We start from the raw sequence: 17,886 nt of genomic DNA on the forward strand, positions 1-17,886 counted from the left end.
CCGGTGCTTAGCCGATGCACTTCGGACCCCACCTGCTCCTCGCCGCCCTCGAAGGCCTCGTCACCTCCGCCGTCCTGGCGCTGACGGCGCTTGGCCTGTCGCTGGTGTTCGGCGTCATGCGCGTCGTCAATGTCGCGCATGGCGAGTTCTTCATGCTGGGCGCGGTGCTTGCCTGGGCGATTTCTACGGCGATATCCGGCCATCCGGCGCTCGGCTTCCTGGCCGCCCTGGTGCTGGCGCCGCTGATCGTCGGCTTGATCGCACTGCTCGCCGAACGGCTGGTCCTGCGCCGACTCAACTACAATCCGGAAGCCACCATCGTCGCCACCATCGGCATGCTCTACATCATCCAGCAATTGGCGCTGACCTTCTACGGCCCGGAGGCGCGGCCTGTGGAGCCGCCGTTCAGCTACCGCATCCTCCTGCCGTGGTTCGGCTATTCCGGCTACAAGCTGTCGATCATCGCCGCATCCGCGCTGCTTCTGGTCGCGACCTGGCTGGTGCTGACGCGCACGAAAATCGGCCTCATCATGCGCGCCACGCAATATGACAGCGAGACGGCGCAGGCCTTTGGCATTCCGGTGACCAGAGTCTATGCCGGCGTCTTCGCGCTCGGCGCCATGCTGGCGGCTGTGGCCGCGGTGCTGATCGTGCCGATCAGCCAGGCCCACTATCTGATGGGACAAGACCCGCTGTTGCTGTCGTTCATCGTCGTCATCATCGGCGGCCTCGGCTCGCTGCGCGGCACGGTCGTCGCCGCGGTGCTGATCGGCCTTTCCGACGGCATCATCTCGGTGTTCTTCTCACCGACGCTGGCCAAGATCATCGCCACCTTGCTCGTCGCCATGGTGCTGGTGTTCCGGCCGCAGGGCCTGTTCGGGACGGCATCGCGATGAAGGATGCTTCGCCGGCAAAGCCATATGCGCTGCACCTCGGCGTCATCGCCCTGCTTTTCGCCCTGAGCTTCGTCTTGCCGGAATACCATCACGGCCTGCTCGCTCGCATCATGGTGCTGGCGGTCTTCGCCATGGGCTACAATCTGCTGTTCGGCTATGTCGGGCTGCTCAGCCTCGGCCATGCCATGTTTTTTTCAGCCGGGCTCTATGGCGCCGGCCTCGCCGTCATTCATCTCGGCTGGAGCGTATCGGCCGCCTTCGCAGCCGGGCTTGCCTGCGGCGCACTTCTCGCGCTGGTGATCGCGCTGCTGGCGCTGCGCACCTCCGGCGTCGCCTTCATGATCGTAACAATGATGTTCGCTCAGGTATTCTATCTCGTCATCCTCTATCTCGCCGCCTGGACCGGCGGCGACCAGGGCATGGTCGTACCGCAGTCGATGCGTGTCCTTGTCCTGGGCAGCACGTCGCTCGACCTCACCAACCCGACCGTGCGCTATATGAGCGCGCTGGCGCTGTTCTCGATCGTGCTGCTTATAAGCCTGGCCATAGTCCGCTCCGGCTATGGCCGCGTGCTGGTCGCCATCCGCGAGAACGAGGAGCGGACAAAAATGCTCGGCTACGATACGTTTTCCAACAAGCTCGCCGCCGTCATCGTCTCCGGCACCATCTGCGCGGGTTCCGGCGCCGCCTATGCGCTGCTGTTCGGCTATGTCGGCTCGAGCTTCGCTTCGGTGCAGTATTCCATCCTGCCGCTGCTCTGGGTGCTGCTGGGCGGTGCTGCCACCACGCTCGGGCCGCTGATCGGCACGCTGTTCATGTACTATGTCATCGACGTCGCTAGCGGCTACACCTCCGCCTATCTGCTGATCGTCGGCATCGCGCTGATCCTGCTGGTTTTGTTTTTCCCAAAAGGCATTCTCGGCAGCATTCGCCAGCGCTGGCTCGGATGGCTGCCATGATGCCGCTTTTGACCACCAAAGACCTGTCGCGCAGTTTCGGCGGCTTGCGCGCCGTCGACGGCGTCGACTTCGCGCTGATGCCGGGCGAGATCCGCGCTGTCATCGGCCCCAACGGTGCCGGCAAGACCACCTTCGTCAGCCTGGTCAGCGGCCGCATCCAGCCCTCGTCGGGCACGATCATCTTCGACGGCGCCGATATCACCAGCCTGCCTGCCTACGCCAGGGTTCGCCTTGGCATCGCCTATACATTCCAGATCACCAGCGTCTTTGCCAATCTCAGCGCCTACGACAATGTTGCCCTGCCGGTGCAGCGCACGCTGACCGACAGCCGCTCGAAGGGCGCGGTTCACACCGGCGTCATGGCGGCGCTCGAGCGCACCGGACTTGCCGACTGGGCGCAAATGCCGGCCGGGCAGTTGTCCTACGGTCACCAGCGCCTGTTGGAAGTGGCGATGGGGCTGGCACTGAAGCCGCGGCTGCTGATCCTCGACGAACCGACGCAAGGGCTGGCCGACAGCGAGATCGACAATTTCATCGAGCTGGTGCGCGAGATCGCCGATAGCGCCACCGTGCTTTTGATCGAGCACAACATGCCGGTGGTCATGCAGCTCGCCGACCGCATCACCGTCTTCAACGCCGGCAGGATTTTAGCTGAAGGCACGCCCGAGCAGATCCGCGCCAATGCCGCGGTGCAGGACGCCTATCTGGGGACGACCCATGGCTGAGGCCCAGTCCAGGGCACTGACGATCTCCGGGCTTGATTGCTTCTATGGCGAGGTCCAGGTGCTCTATGGCCTCGATCTCGTCTTGAGCGAGGGCGAGGTGCTCTGCCTGTTCGGCCGCAACGGCGCCGGCAAGACGACGACGCTGAAGGCGATCATGGGCCTGGTGCCGGCAAGCGCCGGCTCGATCCGGCTCGAAGGGCGGGAATTGACCGGCCTGCCGGCGCACGAGGTGCCCAAGGCCGGCGTAGCCTATGTGCCGCAGGGCCGGCGGCTGTTCGCCGAGATGACGGTGGCTGAAAACATCGAGATCGGCCTGATGGCCCGCAACAAGGGCAGGGCGACGCGCGAAAACGTGCTCGATCTCTTCCCGCTGCTGCGCCAGCGCCTCAGGCAGCGTTCCGGCACGCTATCGGGCGGCGAGCAGCAGATGCTGGCCATGGCCCGCGCCCTGTGTCTGGAACCGCAGGTGCTCCTGCTCGACGAGCCGACCGAAGGGCTGATGCCGTCGATGATCGCCAAGATCCGCGAAACCGTTTCGAAGCTGCGTGCGCTTGGCGTGTCGACAATCCTTGTCGAGCAGCGCGTCGATGCCGTGCTCTCGGTCGCAGACCGCGTTTGCTTCATCGAAAACGGCCGCAATCGCGAGACGGTCGACGTTGAGGAACTGCGTGCTGATCCCTCGGCGGTCCGCCGCTATGTCGGCGTCGGCTGATCAGGCAAAAAACAGCAAGCCGGCGAGCAGGAAAGTCGGGATCAGCACGGCGCCCGACCACGCCATGTAGCCAAAGAAGCTCGGCATTTTGATGCCGCGATGCCTGGCAATGGCATAGACCATGAAATTCGGCGCATTGCCGACATAGGTGTTGGCACCCATGAACACCGCGCCGGCCGAGATCGCCGCCAGCGTCGAGGCGAGCTCGGTCATCAGATGCTGCGCATCGCCGCCGGCCAGCTCGAAGAACACCAGATAGGTCGGCGCATTGTCGAGGAAGGACGACAGCGCCCCGGTCAGCCAGAAATAAGCGAGATTGTCGGGCGCGCCGGTCGGCGAGCTGACCAGCAGCACCAACGGCGCCAGCGCGCCGTCGAGGCCGGCCCGCAATATGGCGACGACCGGCACGATGCAGATGAAGATGCTGGCGAACAGCTTCGCCACCTCGGCAATCGGCCCCCAGCTGAAGGCGTTTGCGCCGCGAAACTCCTTTGGCGAGACGACAAGCGACGTGAAGGCCAGTATCAGGATGGCGGCGTCGCGCACCAGATTCTGCAGCTCGAGGCTGACGCCCTGAAAAGAGAAACTCACTCCCGGCTTCCAGGCAGCGGAAATCAGGATCGCGGCGATCACCCCTGCCAGCAGCGGGATGTTGGCCAGGCCGCGAATGCGCACCTTGCTGTCGGGCGTCGGATCCTTGATCTTCGGCGCGCCTTCCTCCCGGTGATGCATGATGATGTCGATCGCCAGGAAAACCGCCAGCACCACGCCGGCGACGAACAGTGTCTCGGGCAACAGGTGAACTGTCGTCCAGAAGAAATCGACGCCGCGCAGGAAGCCGACGAACAGCGGCGGATCGCCGAGCGGCGTCAGCGACCCGCCGATGTTGGACACCAGGAAGATGAAGAAGATGACGACATGGGCGTTGAAGCGCCGGTTGTCGTTGGCGCGGATGAGCGGCCGGATCAGGATCATCGAGGCGCCGGTTGTGCCGATGATCGAAGCAAGCACAGCGCCGCCCAGCAACAGCCCGGCATTGACCAGCGGCGTGCCGTGGATGTTGCCGGCAACGAAGATGCCGCCCGAAATGGTGAACAGTGCGAACAACAGGATGATGAACGACATATATTCGGTGAGCAGCGCGTGCAGCACCGCCTGCGTTGCCGACGGGATGCCGAAGGCGAGCGCCAGCGGCCCGATCACCAACGCTGCCCAGAAAGCGGCAATCTTGCCGTAATGGTGCTCCCAGGCATGACGGAAGAGCAACGGCCCGGTCGCGATGCAAAGCAATAGCCCGGCAAACGGCAGCACCCACCACAGCGACATGGCGGCGCCCGGCAATTCGTGCGCTTCGGCCGCGAGAACCGCTCCCGGAGAAAAGATTGCGGCAATCAGTGCAGCACTTGCCGTCAACGCCGCAAACCGCATGAAGCCCCTCAAAAGTCTGTCAGGTTCGCTGGATGACGTTCAAATCAGTGCCACGCCGGCATCGCGCATCCGGCCCAGCATCCTCTCCACGGAGCCGTTGAGATCGATGCCGCGGCAGGCGTCGAGCCGCACGGACGTCTCAAAACCGAGCTTGACCGCGTCGAGCGCCGAAAAGGCGACGCAGAAATCCGTCGCTAGGCCGACCAGGGTCAGCGTCTCGATGTTCCGATCCCGAAGATAGCCGGCAAGGCCGGTCGGCGTCGTCCGGTCGTTCTCGAAGAATGCCGAATAGCTGTCGATCGCAGGACGGAACCCTTTGCGGATCACCAGCTCGGCCTTGCTCCAGGCGAGGCCCGAATGGAAATCCGATCCCAGGCTGCCCTGGATGCAGTGATCCGGCCACAGCGTCTGGTGGCCATAAGGCACATCGATCGTTTCGAACGGTTGCTTGCCGGGGTGGCTGGAGGCAAAGCTGGAATGGCCGGCAGGGTGCCAGTCCTGCGTCAGCAGGACGTGCTCGGTCCGCCGGATCAGGTCGTTGACCAACGGCACGATTTCGTCGCCGCCGGCCACTTCCAGGGCGCCACCCGGGCAGAAATCGTTCTGCAGGTCGATGACGACAAGCGCTTCGTCGGCCATGGAGCCTCCTTATTTTCTTGGTCTTGAGCTTAGGCTCCAATGAAAACGCGACCGGACGCAGAAACTTGACCAGATGGCCGGCTGCGTCAACCTCTCACGGCATAACAAATGCGTTCCGGGCGCACCGGTGCCCATAGCCGTGCAAACTCTGGCTTTGACAATTCCTGCCGGCTTGATATCATTTGCATACGAATGAATTTCCTGCCTTGCATGCTCGGGAAAATCTTTCGGCAGGATCCCCTCTCGGGAAGTCCATTCTGGGAAGGCAAAGCGTGATCCGTTACGCAAAACCCACCACGGTCGACGACGCCCTCGCTTTGCTGGGCGAAGGACAATGGCGCATCCTCGCCGGCGGCACCGACTTCTATCCGGCACAGGGCAGCAAGCCTTTCCGCGACAATGTCCTCGACATCAATGGCTTGGCGGCATTGCGCGGCATTGCCGAAGCCGAGAACCATTGGCTCGTTGGCGCGCGCACCACCTGGACCGATCTCGTCCGCCATCCGCTGCCGGCGGCTTTCGACGCGCTGAAGCAGGCGGCGCGGGAAGTCGGCTCGGTGCAGATCCAGAACGTTGCCTCGATTGCCGGCAATCTTTGCAATGCCTCGCCGGCCGCCGACGGCGTGCCGGCGCTGCTGGTGCTCGACGCCGAGGTCGAACTGCGTTCCTCGGTGGCGACCCGGCATCTGCCCCTTGCAGAATTCATCCTCGGCAACCGTCGCACCGCTCTGCAGCCCGGCGAAATGGTCACGGCAATCCGCATTCCCAAACCCGCGACCGCCGGCAGCTCCGCCTTCGTGAAGCTTGGCGCACGGCGTTATCTCGTCATCTCCATCGCCATGGCCGCCGCACGCCTGGCCATCGAAGATGGCATCGTCAGGAACGCGGTCGTCGCCGTCGGGTCCTGCTCGGTCGTCGCCAGGCGCTTGGCGGGCGTCGAGGCGGCGCTGCGCGGCCGTCCGGTCGGCCCCGCGCTGGCCACTGCCATCCAATCCGCGCCAATGGACGAGCTGTCGCCGATCGGCGACGTGCGCGGCAGCGCCGAATATCGGCTGGATGCGGCGCGCGAGATCGTTGCCCGTGCCGTGCTTGGTGCTGTGGGCGCTATTCCCGGCGAAAGGGTGGCAGCATGATGGGCATGGAGCGCGCCGACATCGCCTTCGAGGTCAACGGCGCCGCCGTCAGCGTTTGCGTACCGCCGGTGCGACGGCTGTCCGCGGTGCTGCGCGACGAGCTGCGGCTGACCGGCACCAAGATCGGCTGCGATGCCGGCGATTGCGGCGCCTGCACGGTGCTGGTCGACGGCGAGCCGGTCTGCGCCTGCCTGACGCCGGCGGCTTCCGCCTCCGGCACCGTGGTAACGACCGTCGAAGGTCTCGCCAACGGCAGGCTGTCGGCGCTGCAGGCCTCGTTCCTCAGCCATGGCGCAGCACAGTGCGGCGCCTGCACGCCCGGCCTGCTGGTCGCCGCAACGGCACTCCTGGACAGGACGCCTTACCCGACCGAGGCCGAAACGCAGGATGCACTGGGCGGTGTTCTCTGCCGCTGCACTGGTTACCGCAAGATCGTCGCCGCGGTGATGGATGCTTCGCGCCATGCCGACGGTCTCGATCCGCGCCTGCCACGATCCGGCCATGCCGTGGGCTCCTCTCCGATCCGCCTCGATGGCGTGCCGAAAGTCACCGGCGTCGAGAAATTCGGCGGCGATTCCTTCCCCACGGATGCACTGTCAGTGCTGGTCGTCCGCTCGCCGCATTATCATGCCGCTTTCACTTTTGGCGATCTCGGCAGCTGGGTGAAATCCTGTCCCGGCATTGCCGGCGTCTTTACCGCCGCCGATATCCCGGGAAAGAATTGTTTCGGCGTCATTGCCCCCTTCGCCGACCAGCCGGCGCTTGCCGAAGGATTTTCGCGCTTTCGCGGCGAGGCGGTGGCCCTGGTTGCCGGCGAACGCGAGGCTATCCTCGATCTCGACCTTGCCGATTTTCCTGTCAGTTGGACCGAATTGCCGCATCGTCTGGACCCTTGCGAAGCACAGGCCAGCGGCGCGCCACTGGTCCATGAAAACCGGCCCTCGAACTTGCTCACCTCCGGCTTCGTCGAGCGTGGCGACCCCGAGGCCGCCCTTGCCGGTGCGGCTTTCGTCGTTTCCGGCGCCATCGACACCTCCTATGTCGAGCATGCCTATATCGAACCGGAAGCCGGCTATGCCTTCATGAACGGCGATACGCTGGTCGTCGTCGCCTGCACGCAGGCCCCCTATATGGACCGCGACGACACGGCAAAAGTGCTCGGCCTTGCCCCGGAAAAGGTGCGCATCGTGCCGACCGCCACCGGCGGCGGCTTCGGCTCCAAGCTCGATGTCTCGCTGCAACCGCTCATCGGCCTCGTCGCCATGAAAACCGGCCGGTCGGCGGCACTCGCCTATACCCGCACCGAATCGATGATCTCGACCACCAAGCGCCATCCCGCTCGGATGAGAGCGAGCATCGGCGCCGATGCCGACGGCCGCGTCACCGGCATGGTCTTCGCCGGCGATTTCAACACCGGCGCCTATGCCAGCTGGGGGCCGACGGTCGCCAACCGCGTGCCGGTGCACGCCTCCGGCCCCTATGCGACGCCGAACTATCGCGCCGAAGGCCGCGCCATCCACACCAATGGCCCGATTGCCGGCGCCTTTCGCGGTTTCGGCGTGCCGCAGGCGACGATCATGCAGGAGACCCTCTATGACGAGTTGGCCGACAAGCTAGGCATGGACCGGCTCGACTTTCGCCTGAAGAACTGCCTTCGGAACGGATCCGAAACAGTTACCGGGCAGCGGCTCGAGTCAGGCGTCGGCATCGCCGACTGCCTGGAGGCCCTCCGCTCACATTGGCGGCGTGCCCTTCGTGATGCCGAAGCGTTCAATGCCGGTAGCAGCATCAAAAAACGCGGCGTCGGCGTGGCCTCTTGCTGGTACGGCTGCGGCAACACCTCGCTGCCCAATCCGTCGACCGTCAAGGTCGGCATCTCGGTATCGGGTGAAGTCGTCCTGCATCAGGGGGCGGTCGATATCGGGCAAGGTTCGAACACTGTCATCGCGCAGATCTGCGCCGACGCGTTGGGGCTTCCGCTTGAAAAGCTCCGGCTGAAAGGCGCCGACACGGCGATCACCCCCGACGCCGGCAAGACATCGGCCTCGCGCCAGACCTTCGTCACCGGCAAGGCCGCCGAAAAGGCCGGCCGCGCCTTGCGCGATGAGATCTTGCGTTTCGCCAATGTCTCGGAAAAGGCGGCGATTGCGCTGGACGGCACAAGTCTGAGCATCGGGGAAGGCGAAGCGACGCGCCGCATCGATCTTTCCTCGCTGAAGGCAGACGCCGAAGGATTCGTCTTCCGGGCCGAGGAAAGCTACGACCCGCCGACGCAGCCGCTCGATGCAAAAGGTCAGGGCAAGCCTTACGCCGTCTATGGCTATGGCGCCCAGATCGCCGAACTGGAGGTCGACCTCAGGCTCGGCACCGTGAAGCTGATAAAAATCACCGCCGCGCACGATGTCGGCAAGGCCATCAATCCCTTGCTTGCCGAAGGCCAAATCGAGGGTGGCATCGCCCAGGGCATCGGCATGGCGCTGATGGAAGAATACATCCCCGGCCGCACCGAAAACCTGCACGACTATCTGATCCCGACGATCGGCGACGTGCCGCCGATCGAGACCATCTTGATAGAAGTTCCGGATCCGGAAGGACCCTTCGGCGCCAAGGGTTTGGGCGAGCATGTGCTGATCCCGACGGCGCCGGCGATCCTCAACGCCATACGCCATGCCGCCGGTGTGGTGGTCACCAAGATTCCGGCGACTCCGACCCGCATCCGCGCCGCCATCCTCGACAAGGAGGCGCGCCGATGAGCGAGCTTGCCGAACGCTTCGAGACACACGATCCCGGCGAGAAGCTGGTGGCGGAGAAGATCCGGTGCGATGCCTGTCCGGTCATGTGCTACATCGCCGATGGCCGCACCGGCGCCTGCGATCGCTACGGCAATGTTGGCGGCAGGATCGTGCGGATGGATCCGCTGACCATCCTCGACCACGCGGCCGAGACAGGCGGCGCGGTCGTGCCCTTTGCCGAGGAAGGCAAGGGCTGGGACGGCGAACTGGTCAACACCGGCCGCCGCTTCGTCACCGCGATCGGCGCCGGCACCACCTATCCCGACTACAAGCCGGCGCCCTTCATCGTCAGCCAGGAGGTCGAGGGCGTCGATCTGGTCACCGTCGTCACCGAGGGCATCTTCTCCTATTGCGGCGTCAAGGTGAAGATCGACACCGACCGTCATATCGGCCCCGAAACGGCAACGGTCCGTGCCGAAGGCGAGGCGATCGGCCATGTCACCACCGGCGAATACGGCTCGCAGATGCTGTCGCTGGGCGGCGTGCATCATTTGACCGGCGGCTCAAAGGCTGAAGGGCGCGCCACCTGTGATGCCATGCTCAGGCTGTGCAACCGCAAGCCGGTCGAGCTCGTCATCGACGGCGGCGCCACCGTCATCGTCGAAGCCGGCAAACCGCCTGTCATCGACGGCAAACTTGAGCAGCGCATGCGCGTCGGCTGCGGTTCGGCCACCATAGGCATGTTCGCCACCCAGTGGCGCGGCCTTGTCGACGAGGTGGTGGTGGTCGACGACCACATCACCGGCGTCGTCTCCGAGCATCAGGCGGGCAAGGTGCTTGGCTGGCAGGATACCGGCATCAAGATCATCGGCCGCCGTTCGACGCCGGGCCGCTATTTCAAGGTGTCGGAGCCCGGCCTCGGCTGGGGCGGCACCAATATCTCCGACCCGCTGTCGATCCTTGGTGAATGGAGCGCCAAAAAGGGTGCGCGCCCCGGCATGTCGCTGCTGATGGTCTCGACCACCGGTGAGCAATTCGCCTATTACGAGCTCGACGACGAATTGAAGCCGGTGCAGAAACCGTTCCCGGAGCGGCTGCGGAAGTCGGTTGAACTGATCGAGGACAATTGCGAGCCGGCGCTCTGCACCGTGCTTTTCGTCGGCGGCGCCGGCGGCTCGCTGCGCGCCGGCGTCACCGAGAACCCGGTCAATCTGACCCGCTCGGTGCAGGGCCTCAAGACCTATGTGACGGTCGGCGGCGCGCCGGTCTATGTCTGGCCGGGCGGCGGCATCACGCTGATGGTCGACGTCATCCGCGTGCCGGAAGGCGCCTTCGGCTATGTCCCGACGCCGGCGCTGGTGGCGCCCATCGAATTCACCATGCGCCGCGACGATTATGTCAGGCTCGGCGGCTATGAAGCCGAAATCCGCAGCGTCGACGATATCCTGGCCAAGGGCGGCGAGTATCTCAACCCGCGCCGCGGCAAGGCCGCACCTCGCGACAATCCCTGGCCGCCGCTGGTGCAGCTGCGGCGCGCGACGACAAATGGGGCAGGGTGATGAACGGCCCGCAGGCGCATTGGCTCGAGGACGGCCGAAGGCTTCACCTCAATCATGGGCCGATCGATCTGATCGTCGAGGCCTTCGGCGAGGCGAGCGAATGCCGCGCCGCCTATCATCAGGCGGCAACGCGCTTCCAGACAATCCTGCCCGAACTGGTCGAAGAGTTGCCCGAACTGCGTCGCCAGGCGCCGCTGCGTCCTCGCATGTTTGTCGGCCCGACGGCACGTCGCATGGAAGCGGCGGTCGTTCCGCTAGCGAAACAATTCATCACGCCGATGGCGGCCGTCGCCGGCTCGGTAGCCGACGAAGTGCTTGGCGTTCTGCTCGCCGGCCGCCGGCTCGAGCGCGCCTATGTCAACAATGGCGGCGACAGCGCGATCCATCTCGGCCACGGCCAGTCGATGACGCTTGCCATTGCCGGAACAGGTCACGGACTGGCAGACCGTCTCACGATCCGCGCCGAAGACGGGATCCGCGGCGTCGCAACAAGCGGCTGGCGCGGCCGGTCCTTTTCGCTGGGCATCGCCGACGCCGTCACCGTGCTGGCGCGGACGGGTGCTGAAGCCGACGCCGCCGCGACCTTGATCGCCAACGCCGTCGATCTGCCCGGTCATCCCGCCGTTACGCGCATACGGGCGCACGATCTCGCACCGGACAGCGATCTCGGCGACCGTTTGGTGACGCAGGGCGTGGGGCCGCTTTCCGCCGCTGAAATCGCTATTGCGCTGGAAAGCGGATTTGCCGTTGCCGAGGAGTTTCGGCGGCGCGGCCTGATTGCCGCCGCGGCGCTTTTCCTCGGCGGTCAGGTGCGCATCGCAGGTCCGATGGCGCTCGCCAACAAAGTTTTAGAGAGGGAAATTGCTCATGCCTGAGTTTCCGATCCGCAAGATCGCCGTGCTGACCGAAGAGATTTTTCACGAAGGCGGGCCGGTGGCGAAGGTGCCGCGGCGCCGCGCCGCGGCCATGGCTGTGGTGAAGAACCCGTTCGCCGGCCGTTACGTCGAGGAACTGCAGAGCGCGATGGAGGATTTGAAGCCGCTCGGGCTGCTGCTCTCCGACAGGCTCATTGCCGCATTGGGCGGCGACGTGAAACAGATCGACGGTTACGGCAAGGGTGCCATCGTCGGCGCGGCGGGCGAGCTGGAGCATGGCGCGCTGTGGCATGTGCCGGGCGGCTATGCCATGCGCGAACGGCTTGGCGACGCCAAGTCGATCGTGCCGTCGTCGAAGAAGGTCGGCGGCTTCGGCGCGCGGCTCGATGTGCCGCTCGGCCACATCAACGCGGCCTATGTGCGCAGCCATTTCGATGCCATGGAAATCGGCATCAGCGATGGCCCGCGTCCCGACGAGATCCTGTTTTGCCTCGCAATGACCTGCGGCCCGCGCGTGCATGACCGCATGGGCGGGCTGGCTGCCAAGGACATCAAGGCATGGGATGGGCTGAGGTGAGCGCCGAAGACAATCTGCTCAAGCTGGTCGAGGCCGAGGAGCCTGACGAAAACGACTATCGCTTGCAGGAGCAGGTCGGCTTTATCCTGCGCAAGGCGCACCAGCGCCATGTCTCGATCTTCGCCGCACACATCGCCGATCTGACGCCGCCGCAATTTGCCGCCCTGGCCAAATTGCGCGACGTCGGCGAGACCTCGCAGAACCAGCTTGGCAGCCTGATCGCCATGGATGCCGCGACGGTGAAGGGCGTCATCGACCGGCTGAAAGCGCGAGGCTTTGTCGAACTTAGCAAACACGAAGTCGACAAACGGCGCCTGCTGGTCAATCTGACGGCCGAGGGGCGCGACGCGATCGAGCGGCTGATTCCGCTTGCCCGCGAGATTACGCAGGAAACGCTGGCACCGCTTTCCGCCAAGGAGGCGGCCATTTTCATGAAGCTGCTGGCCAAGCTGGCTTGAGCTGCCACCTGCCGAGCGTTTAGTTGTTACTCCTGCCGGGCGCTGAACGCCCGGCAGGAAAGCCTCGTCTCAGAGGCCGTTGTCCTTCAGGATCTGGGCAGCATTTTCCTTGGTGATCTTCTGCGTCGGCAGGATGATGGTCTTTTCCACCTTCTCGCCGTTCAGGAACTTGATCGCCTGCCGCAGCCCTTCGGCGCCCGGCGTCACATAAGTGAACGTCGCCGTCAGCTCGCCATTGGCGACGAGTTGCACGCCTTCATTGGGCAGGCCGTCGATGCCGATGAACTTGATGTCCTTCTCACGTCCGGCGTCCTTGGCGGCAAGATAGGCGCCATAGGCCATTGGATCATTGTGGCCGTAGACGAGATCGATCTTTTCGTTGTTGCGCAGCGCCGTGGCCATGATGTTGTAGGCCTGGTCCTGCTTCCAGTCGCCCGACTGCTGGTCGAGCAGGTTCTTGATACCCGGCTCCTTGTCGGTGAATTCATGGAAGCCGTCATGGCGGTCATGCGCCGGCTGGGTGCCCATGCCGCCCCAGATTTCGACGACGTTGCCGGCGGCCTTGCCCTTGCCGCCAAGCAGCTCGACGGCATATTCACCGGCAGCCCGGCCGATCAGCTTGTTGTCGCCGCCGACGAACTGCGTGTAGTCGTTGGTTTCGACGTTGCGGTCGAGCACGAAGACCGGGATCTTGGCATCGATCGCCTGCTGCACGACGCCGGTCAGGCCGGCGGACTCTTTCGGCGACACCAAGAGCGCATCGACCTCCTGACGGATCAGGTTTTCGACATCGGCGACCTGCTTCTCGGTCTTGTCCTCGCCGTCGGTTACGATCAGCTCGACTTCCGGATGCTTGGCCGCTTCGGCCAGGATGTCCTTGTTGAACTGGGCACGCCAGGGTTCGATGGTCGTAACCTGCGAGAAGCCGATTTTCCATTTCTTGTCCTGCGCGTGGGCACCGCTGGCAAGCATCGCGGTCGTGGTCAGGAGTGCCGCTGTCAGCGCGGCAAGCTTCAACAATTCACGTCGTTTCATTTCTTGTTTCCTCCAATATTCAGAGACGCGGTCTCTTGCGACGGCCGCTTTGCCGCGGCCGTTTCCTTGTGCGCTTGCCCACCGGGCAATCGCAGATAGAAGAGAAGATCGCCGGCATTGCGCTCCTGTACGAGCACGGTACCGATGATGATCATCCCCTTCAGCACCAGCTGAAGGTTCGAATTGATGTTGTGCAGCTGCAGGATGTTAGAGAGCAGCCCGAAGATCAGCACGCCGCAGAACGTCCCGGTGAGGCTGCCGCGTCCGCCCATCAGGCTGGTGCCGCCGATGACCACGGCGGCGATCGCGTCGAGTTCCAGCCCGGCGCCGGCGTCCGGCTTGCCTTGCCGGTATTGCGCGACATAGAGCACCGCCGCGATGCCGGCCAGCAGCCCCGAAACCGCGTAGGTGGCGATCTTGACGCGGCCGGCGGCGATGCCGGACAGCCGGGCCGCTTCCTCATTGCCGCCGATGGCATAGACATAGCGGCCAAACGGCGTGAAGCGCAGCACGGCGCCGTAGATCAGGATCGCGCCGAGGAAGAACAGGCCCGGCATCGGAATCACGCCGAACACCAGCGAGCGCAGCATTTCGAAATCGGCGGTGGCATTCGAGCCGGTGTAGACCGGCAGCACCGCATTGTTTTGGCCGGCTGTCAGCCGGGCGATGCCGAGCGCAGTGACCATCATCGCCAGCGTCACGATGAAGGGCTGCAGCCGTCCGGCGACGATGATGAAGCCGTTGAGCGCGCCGAACAGCAGGCCGACGCAAGGCGCCACCAGCAGCACGCCGAGCACGCCGAATTTTGAGCCTACCTGCGGCAGCAGGAACCACAGCACCAGACTGCACAGGATCACCCCGACAATGCCGGGGGTAACCAGCCCACGAACGCTATCCAACCTGATGTCGTGCGTGGCCTGCGCGCCGGCGCGGGATTTTTCGATGTTCAGCAGGATGAAACGGGTGACGAGAATGCCGAGGCAAAGGGCTGCCACAGCAACTGTCGGCACCCCCAGCACCACCGCCGGCGTCACGCCGGGGACCGTCAGCAGCATGGCACAGACTACCGTGCAGATCGCCATCAGCGAGCCGACGGAAAGGTCGATACCGCCAGTGATGATTACCGCCGTCATGCCAGTGGCAATCAGCCCCGTGGTCGACACCTGGCGCAGCACATCGAGCAGGTTGCCGTAGGACAGGAAGATGTTGTTGCCCTTGGAGCTGATCGGCGAGCCAAGCACGCCGATCAGGAAGATTGCGATCAGGCCCCAATAGAGCTTCGTCCGGGACAGGATATGCAAAATGCTCATGCAGCAGGCCTCGTCATGGTCCGTCGCGGCGCTGCAAGCCGCATGATGGCCTCCTCGCTGGCTTGCGCGCGGGACAGGATTCCCGTCTGGCGGCCATCGGCCATGACCAGGATACGGTCGGAAAGATGCAGCAGCTCCGGCAATTCCGAGCTGATGACGGCGATCGCCAGCCCGTCTCGCGCCAGCTTGAAGATGAGATCGTAGATTTCCCGCTTGGCGCCGACATCGATGCCGCGCGTCGGCTCGTCGAGCAGCAGCACCCGTGGCCTCGTCGCCAGCCATTTGCCGATGACGACCTTCTGCTGGTTGCCGCCGGACAGCGTGCCGGCCGGCTGCTCGACGGTTTCGCAGCGAATACCGAGCGCCTTGACGGCGTCCCGTGCCAGCCCTTGCTCGCCGGCCAGCGAGCGCAGGCCGAACCGCGCCAGCGCGCCGACCAGCGGCAGCGCGACATTGTCGGTGATCGAGGCCTCGAGATGCAGGCCTTGCGTCTTGCGGTCTTCTGTGACCAGGGCGATGCCGAGCCGGCGTGCATCGCGCGGCGAACGGATTTCTACTGCCTCGCCATCGAGTCTGATCTCACCGCCAGCACGTCCTCCGCTGGACCCGAAGATCGTTTCCAGGATTTCGGTACGGCCCGAGCCCAGCAGCCCGCCGATACCGAGGATTTCTCCTGCGGCAAGATCGAAGCTGACGCCGTCGAGCACGGTGCGCCAGCCATGGCGATTGGGCTTCGATAGCGACAGCTCGCTTACGGAAAGGATGGTGTTGCCACCGGGGATGCGGTGCTCCTGGGAGGAAGCAAGCAGGTTTCGCCCGACCATCGCCGAAATTATGGCGTCTTCGTCGAGCTTGTCCATCGTCTGCGTCAGGACGTGGCGTCCATCGCGAAACACGGTGACCCGGCTGGCCAGATGCATGACCTCGTCGATGCGGTGCGAAATGTAGACGATCGCCACGCCGCTATCGGCGAGCTGGCGGATGATGCGGAACAGCCGCTGGCATTCGGCTGGCGACAGCGCCGAGGTCGGCTCGTCCATGATCAGAATGCGCGCCGACATAGACAGCGCCTTGGCGATCTCGACCAGCTGCTGTTCGCCGACGCGCAAGGCACCGACGCGCGCATCCGGGTCGAGCTCGATGCCGAGCCTTTGCAAGAGCGCGCCGGCAGCGCGGCTGCTCGCCTTGCGGTCGACAATCAGCCCGGCGATCAGCTTCTCGCGGCCGAGAAAGATATTGTCCGCGACGCTGAGTTCGGGAACGAGGTTCAGCTCCTGGTGGATGATGGCGATGCCGGCGCGCTCGGCTTCGCGGACGCCGGCAAAGCGCACCGGATGGCCATCGATACTGACCGTTCCGTTATAGTCCGTATAGACGCCGGATAGTATCTTCATCAGCGTCGACTTGCCGGCGCCGTTCTCGCCCATCAGCGCATGGACCTCGCCGCGCCGCAGTTCGAAGCCGACATCGACAAGCGCGGCGATGCCGCCGAAGGACTTGGAGATGTGCTCGGCGCTCAGCACGATAGCCGAGCCGTCCGCCATAACGCCTTCCGCAGGGATGGAATTGCCGTGCTGCATGACAAGGACGGCCTCCCTCCGTCGTCACCGAACGCCTCAAACGCTAATCTAAACGTTTCGATCATGTCAAGCCAATATCTGGTGTCTAAGATTGTTCCATTTCAATTCTTGCGCAAAACCATAAGATTCCGTACGTATTGCTGCCGCGGAGTGGTGAAACGTTTCGAAAATGACAGCGTCAGGACGAAAAAAGCAGCGCAAATCCACTGCACCGACCATGCTTCACGTGGCCGAAGCGGCGCGTGTTTCCGTGGCCACCGTATCGGCGTTGATCAACGGCACCGCGACCGTCAGCCCCGAGCTCAGCCAGCGCATCGAACAGGCGATCCGCGACATCGGTTACAAGCGCAACGCCATCGCCCGCAGCCTCAAGATGGGCACCACACGCACCATCGGGCTCACCGTCCCACACATCACCAACCCGTTCTTTACCGACGTGGTTTCGGTGATCCAGCAGGCTTTCGACAGGGCCGGCTACGCCGTCATGCTGTGCTGCACCGACGAGCACCTGAACACGCAGGACGATCAGATCAGGCTGCTGCTCGACCGGAAGGTGGACGGGCTGATCGTCGCGCGTGTCGGCGACGGCGCGATCCTCAAAGGGATTGTCGACGACGCCAATGTGCCGGTCGTGCTACTCGACCGTGTTTGCCAGGGTGTCGACACCGATGCCGTCGTTCTCGACAATCAGCGCGCGGTGTTCGACGCCATCACTTATCTGATCGATCTCGGCCATCGGCGCATCGGCTACATCTCCGGCTCGTTCGATATCTCGCCGATGAATGACCGCATGGCGGGATACCGGGAAGCCCTCCAGACCGCGGGCCTGCCGGCCGAGCCCGAGCTCGTCCGCTTCGGCAATTTCCACGAAGTCGATGGCTACAACGCCACCATGCAGCTGCTTTCGCTGCACGACCGGCCGAGCGCCATCTTTTCGGCCAACAACCCGATGGTGATCGGCACGATGAAGGCCATCCGCGATATCGGCCTGTCCTGTCCGGAGGATATTTCGGTCGCCTGCTTCGACGATTTTCCGTGGTCGGATGTGTTCCGGCCGCAATTGACCACGGTCGCACAGCCGGTGCAGGCGATTGGCGAACAGGCGGCCAATCTGCTGCTCGACCGGCTCGCCGGCAACAGGGATGCGCCGCCGCGCAAGCTGACGCTCAAGGGACGCCTGATGATCCGCAATTCATGCCGGCCACTTGGCGCGATCGCACAAAGCGTCAGCGCGTAGCGCTTGGGCTCTGTTCAGAAACGTTGTAATG

16 protein-coding genes are annotated in these 17,886 nt (G+C 64.3%); 11 read left to right on the forward strand and 5 right to left on the reverse strand.

Annotation, left to right across the window (positions count from 1 at the left end):
• Positions 1-14: 14 nt before the first annotated feature.
• The 4 genes from NKH63_RS17035 to NKH63_RS17050 are packed head-to-tail and all read left to right on the forward strand — an operon-like array spanning position 15 to position 3,292.
• Entirely contained in the window at positions 15-896 is an 882-nt protein-coding gene (locus tag NKH63_RS17035; RefSeq protein WP_023718163.1) for a branched-chain amino acid ABC transporter permease, read from the forward strand.
• On the forward strand, positions 893-1,855 hold the full coding sequence (locus NKH63_RS17040; protein WP_023718164.1) for a branched-chain amino acid ABC transporter permease: 963 nt from the start codon (positions 893-895) through the stop codon (positions 1,853-1,855). The genes NKH63_RS17035 and NKH63_RS17040 overlap by 4 nt, the downstream gene beginning before the upstream one ends.
• Complete coding sequence (locus tag NKH63_RS17045) at positions 1,852-2,580, forward strand: ABC transporter ATP-binding protein (RefSeq protein WP_023718165.1); 729 nt, start codon at positions 1,852-1,854, stop codon at positions 2,578-2,580. The genes NKH63_RS17040 and NKH63_RS17045 overlap by 4 nt, the downstream gene beginning before the upstream one ends.
• On the forward strand, positions 2,573-3,292 hold the full coding sequence (locus NKH63_RS17050) for an ABC transporter ATP-binding protein (RefSeq protein WP_352918192.1): 720 nt from the start codon (positions 2,573-2,575) through the stop codon (positions 3,290-3,292). The genes NKH63_RS17045 and NKH63_RS17050 overlap by 8 nt, the downstream gene beginning before the upstream one ends.
• Here NKH63_RS17050 and NKH63_RS17055 read toward each other — a convergent pair whose 3' ends face one another.
• A complete protein-coding gene (locus tag NKH63_RS17055) occupies positions 3,293-4,720 on the reverse strand; it encodes a sodium:proton antiporter (protein ID WP_023718167.1) in 1,428 nt (475 codons plus the stop codon). It abuts the gene before it with no gap.
• 39 nt (positions 4,721-4,759) lie between these two features.
• On the reverse strand, positions 4,760-5,359 hold the full coding sequence (pncA, locus tag NKH63_RS17060; protein WP_023718168.1) for a bifunctional nicotinamidase/pyrazinamidase: 600 nt from the start codon (positions 5,357-5,359) through the stop codon (positions 4,760-4,762).
• 272 nt (positions 5,360-5,631) lie between these two features.
• Here pncA and NKH63_RS17065 point away from each other — a divergent pair, with 272 nt between their 5' ends.
• The 6 genes from NKH63_RS17065 to NKH63_RS17090 are packed head-to-tail and all read left to right on the forward strand — an operon-like array spanning position 5,632 to position 12,693.
• The gene (locus tag NKH63_RS17065) at positions 5,632-6,492 is read left to right on the forward strand and encodes an FAD binding domain-containing protein (protein ID WP_352918194.1); all 861 of its coding nucleotides are present in this window, start codon (positions 5,632-5,634) and stop codon (positions 6,490-6,492) included.
• Positions 6,492-9,245 carry a molybdopterin-dependent oxidoreductase gene (locus tag NKH63_RS17070; RefSeq protein ID WP_352918244.1) on the forward strand — a complete coding sequence of 918 codons (2,754 nt, stop codon included), beginning with the start codon at positions 6,492-6,494 and terminating at the stop codon, positions 9,243-9,245. Before NKH63_RS17065 ends, NKH63_RS17070 begins: the two co-directional genes overlap by 1 nt.
• Positions 9,242-10,783, forward strand: a complete 1,542-nt coding sequence (locus tag NKH63_RS17075; RefSeq protein WP_352484339.1) for a 6-hydroxynicotinate reductase — start codon at positions 9,242-9,244, stop codon at positions 10,781-10,783. The genes NKH63_RS17070 and NKH63_RS17075 overlap by 4 nt, the downstream gene beginning before the upstream one ends.
• Positions 10,783-11,658, forward strand: coding sequence for a UPF0280 family protein (locus NKH63_RS17080; RefSeq protein ID WP_352918196.1), 876 nt, complete (start codon positions 10,783-10,785; stop codon positions 11,656-11,658). The genes NKH63_RS17075 and NKH63_RS17080 overlap by 1 nt, the downstream gene beginning before the upstream one ends.
• Positions 11,651-12,235 carry an amino acid synthesis family protein gene (locus NKH63_RS17085; RefSeq protein ID WP_023718173.1) on the forward strand — a complete coding sequence of 195 codons (585 nt, stop codon included), beginning with the start codon at positions 11,651-11,653 and terminating at the stop codon, positions 12,233-12,235. Before NKH63_RS17080 ends, NKH63_RS17085 begins: the two co-directional genes overlap by 8 nt.
• Positions 12,232-12,693, forward strand: a complete 462-nt coding sequence (locus tag NKH63_RS17090; RefSeq protein ID WP_023718174.1) for a MarR family winged helix-turn-helix transcriptional regulator — start codon at positions 12,232-12,234, stop codon at positions 12,691-12,693. Before NKH63_RS17085 ends, NKH63_RS17090 begins: the two co-directional genes overlap by 4 nt.
• A 69-nt stretch (positions 12,694-12,762) precedes the next feature.
• Here the strand turns inward: NKH63_RS17090 and NKH63_RS17095 are convergent, their stop codons facing one another.
• From NKH63_RS17095 to NKH63_RS17105, 3 genes are read right to left on the reverse strand one after another with little or no spacing between them, the layout of a single operon-like run.
• Entirely contained in the window at positions 12,763-13,728 is a 966-nt protein-coding gene (locus NKH63_RS17095) for a substrate-binding domain-containing protein (RefSeq protein WP_023718175.1), read from the reverse strand.
• Positions 13,725-15,038, reverse strand: a complete 1,314-nt coding sequence (locus NKH63_RS17100; RefSeq protein ID WP_023718176.1) for an ABC transporter permease — start codon at positions 15,036-15,038, stop codon at positions 13,725-13,727. The genes NKH63_RS17095 and NKH63_RS17100 overlap by 4 nt, the downstream gene beginning before the upstream one ends.
• Positions 15,035-16,618, reverse strand: coding sequence for a sugar ABC transporter ATP-binding protein (locus NKH63_RS17105; protein ID WP_352790260.1), 1,584 nt, complete (start codon positions 16,616-16,618; stop codon positions 15,035-15,037). Before NKH63_RS17105 ends, NKH63_RS17100 begins: the two co-directional genes overlap by 4 nt.
• A gap of 217 nt (positions 16,619-16,835) precedes the next feature.
• Between NKH63_RS17105 and NKH63_RS17110 the strand changes: the two genes are divergently transcribed.
• The gene (locus NKH63_RS17110) at positions 16,836-17,855 is read left to right on the forward strand and encodes a LacI family DNA-binding transcriptional regulator (RefSeq protein ID WP_352484335.1); all 1,020 of its coding nucleotides are present in this window, start codon (positions 16,836-16,838) and stop codon (positions 17,853-17,855) included.
• Positions 17,856-17,886: the final 31 nt, after the last annotated feature.

Source organism: Mesorhizobium sp. M0960 (genome assembly GCF_040319055.1).
In the GTDB taxonomy this organism is placed as follows: Bacteria; Pseudomonadota; Alphaproteobacteria; order Rhizobiales; family Rhizobiaceae; genus Mesorhizobium.